General features: G+C 71.1%; 3 protein-coding genes. 2 read left to right on the top strand and 1 reads right to left on the bottom strand.

Going from position 1 to position 2494, the window contains the following annotated elements; translation table 11 throughout:
- Positions 1-119 precede the first annotated feature (119 nt).
- A complete protein-coding gene (locus ACFVDP_RS34190) occupies positions 120-515 on the bottom strand; it encodes a cupin domain-containing protein (RefSeq protein ID WP_383498264.1) in 396 nt (131 codons plus the stop codon).
- A gap of 155 nt (positions 516-670) precedes the next feature.
- Between ACFVDP_RS34190 and ACFVDP_RS34185 the strand changes: the two genes are divergently transcribed.
- Both ACFVDP_RS34185 and fdhA read left to right on the top strand, forming a co-directional pair.
- On the top strand, positions 671-934 hold the full coding sequence (locus ACFVDP_RS34185; RefSeq protein ID WP_383498262.1) for a GlsB/YeaQ/YmgE family stress response membrane protein: 264 nt from the start codon (positions 671-673) through the stop codon (positions 932-934).
- A gap of 175 nt (positions 935-1109) precedes the next feature.
- Positions 1110-2336: a formaldehyde dehydrogenase, glutathione-independent gene (fdhA, locus tag ACFVDP_RS34180; protein WP_383498260.1), complete on the top strand. Its 1227-nt coding sequence runs from the start codon at positions 1110-1112 to the stop codon at positions 2334-2336.
- Positions 2337-2494: the final 158 nt, after the last annotated feature.

Genomic DNA, 2494 nt, shown 5'->3' with positions numbered 1-2494 from the left:
TCCGGCGCCTTGCGATCGCACGCACCAGACGCCGCGGGGCCCGCCCTTCGGGCGAACGGCAGGACTTTCGACACACGCCCTAGGGGCTCGTCCTCAAACGCCGGACGGGCTCAAGACGTTCAGTTCAGGGTGATGTGGTACGCCTTGCGCAGCGTCTCGTGGACGGTCCAGGTCGTGCGATCGCCCTCGCGCAGTACCGCCGCGCTGCCCGGGCCGACCTCCAGGGTGTCGCCGCCCTCGACCTCGACGGTGGCGCGGCCGCTGACGACCACGAACAGTTCGTTCGCCTCGGTGTCGGTGACCACGCCGGGGGTGATCTGCCAGATGCCGCGCAGTTGCCTGCCGTCCGCCGACTCCCACAGCACCTTGCCGGTGACCTCGGGGGTGCCGGAGACGATCTGGGCGGGGTCGAGCGGCTCCGGTTCGAGCTCCACGTCCGGAACGCGCACGGCGAAGGAGGGGGCATCGGGGGCGGATGCGGCCGTTGCGGCTGCGGTCTGATCGTTCGCGGTCATGGCTGGTCACCCTAGTCGGCCTGCGTCTCTCGTCTCACTGGACGCCTCGTAGCGTGCCGAGCCCGCCGACTGGACGGGCCGTCAAGGGGAAGACGACCCCCAGACGCAAAAAAGCGACTTGGCGACATGGCCAACACGAGGGAGTTCACAGCGACATGGAGATCTCTGGGATTGTCAGCGCGATAGTGATCGGCATCATCATCGGCGTGCTCGGGCGGCTGGTGCTGCCCGGGCGGCAACGCATCGGGATCCTGGCGACGATCGCCGTCGGCATTGTGGCGGCCCTGCTCGGCTCGGCGATCGCCGCCGGCCTCGACGTCGCCGACACCAACGGCGTGGACTGGATCGAGTGGCTGATCCAGATCGGTCTGGCCGCGCTCGGTGTGGGGCTGCTCGACCGCGGCCGGATGCGCCGCTGAGCACGTTCCCGGCAGCCGCGCCTGCCTGCTCGCTCTCCTCTTCGACGGCACTGCTTTCAACAGCACCGCGCCGCACGTCTCCTCAGCACGCTGTTTCGGGAGCAGACTCCACCGTGCGTACAGCCGGAACATCCGCCGACGACGAGCGACGAAGCCGAAGGGACGGCGATCAGGCATGAGCGGAAACAGGGCAGTCGCATACCTCAAACCGGGTGCGGTCGAGGTCAGGACCATCGACCACCCGACGCTGGAGTTGAAGGACGGCCCGGGTGTGGCGCGCGCCAACGTCGGCCGCAGGTGTCGGCACGGCGTGATCCTCAAGGTGCTCGCCACCAACATCTGCGGCAGCGACCAGCACATGGTGCGCGGCCGCACCACGGCGCCCGAGGGTCTGGTCCTGGGCCACGAGATCACGGGCGAGATCGTCGAGAAGGGCCCCGACGTCGAGTTCCTGGACGTCGGGGACATCGTCTCGGTGCCGTTCAACATCGCGTGCGGGCGCTGCCGCAACTGCAAGGAGCGCAAGACCGGCATCTGCCTGAACGTCAATCCCGCACGCCCCGGGGCGGCTTACGGCTATGTCGACATGGGCGGCTGGGTCGGCGGTCAGGCCGAGTACGTCATGATCCCGTACGCGGACTTCAACGCGCTGCGCTTCCCGGACGCCGACCAGGCGCGCGAGAAACTCCTCGACCTGACGATGCTGTCGGACATCTTCCCGACCGGATTCCACGGGGCGGTCACGGCGGGGACGAAGGTCGGCTCGACCGTGTACGTCGCGGGGGCCGGGCCCGTCGGGCTTGCGGCGGCCGCGTCGGCGTATCTGCTGGACGCCGCCGTGGTGATCGTCGGCGATCTGAACCCCGAACGGCTGGCCCAGGCGCGGAGTTTCGGCTGCGAGACGGTCGATCTGACGCGGGGCACGGCCGAGGAGCAGGTCGAGCAGATCCTGGGCGTGCCGGAGGTCGACGCCGCCGTGGACGCGGTCGGCTTCGAGGCTCGCGCGCACGGCCCGGACGCCCCCGAGGCGCCGGCGACGGTCCTCAACTCGCTGATGGGCCTCACGACGGCGGGTGGCGCGCTCGGCATTCCCGGCCTGTACGTGACCGACGACCCGGGCGGTGTCGACCAGGACGCGCGCACCGGGACGCTGAAGGTGCGGCTGGGGCTGGGCTGGGCGAAGAGCCATCGGCTCACGACCGGGCAGTGTCCCGTCATGGAGTACCACCGGGGCCTGATGATGGCGATCCTGCACGAGCGCGTGCACATCGCGAAGGCCGTCAACGCGACGGTGATCGGTCTGGAGGACGCGCCGCGCGGCTACGCGGAGTTCGATCAAGGGGCGAGCAGGAAGTACGTCCTTGACCCGCACGGCGCGCTGAGCGGGGTGCGGCCCGTGTAGGAGCACTGCACAGTCGGGGGAAGGGGGGGTTTCCGCGCGCGCGGGAGCCCCCCCCCCCCCCCCCCCCCCCCCCCCCCCCCCCCCCCCCCCCCCCTTCCCCCCCCCCCCCCCCCCCCCCCCCCCCCCCCCCCCCCCCCCCCCCCCCCCCCCCACCCACC

The organism is Streptomyces sp. NPDC057694, assembly GCF_042799415.1.
GTDB lineage: Bacteria > Actinomycetota > Actinomycetes > Streptomycetales > Streptomycetaceae > Streptomyces.
This window is presented reverse-complemented; position numbering and strand designations above follow the sequence as displayed.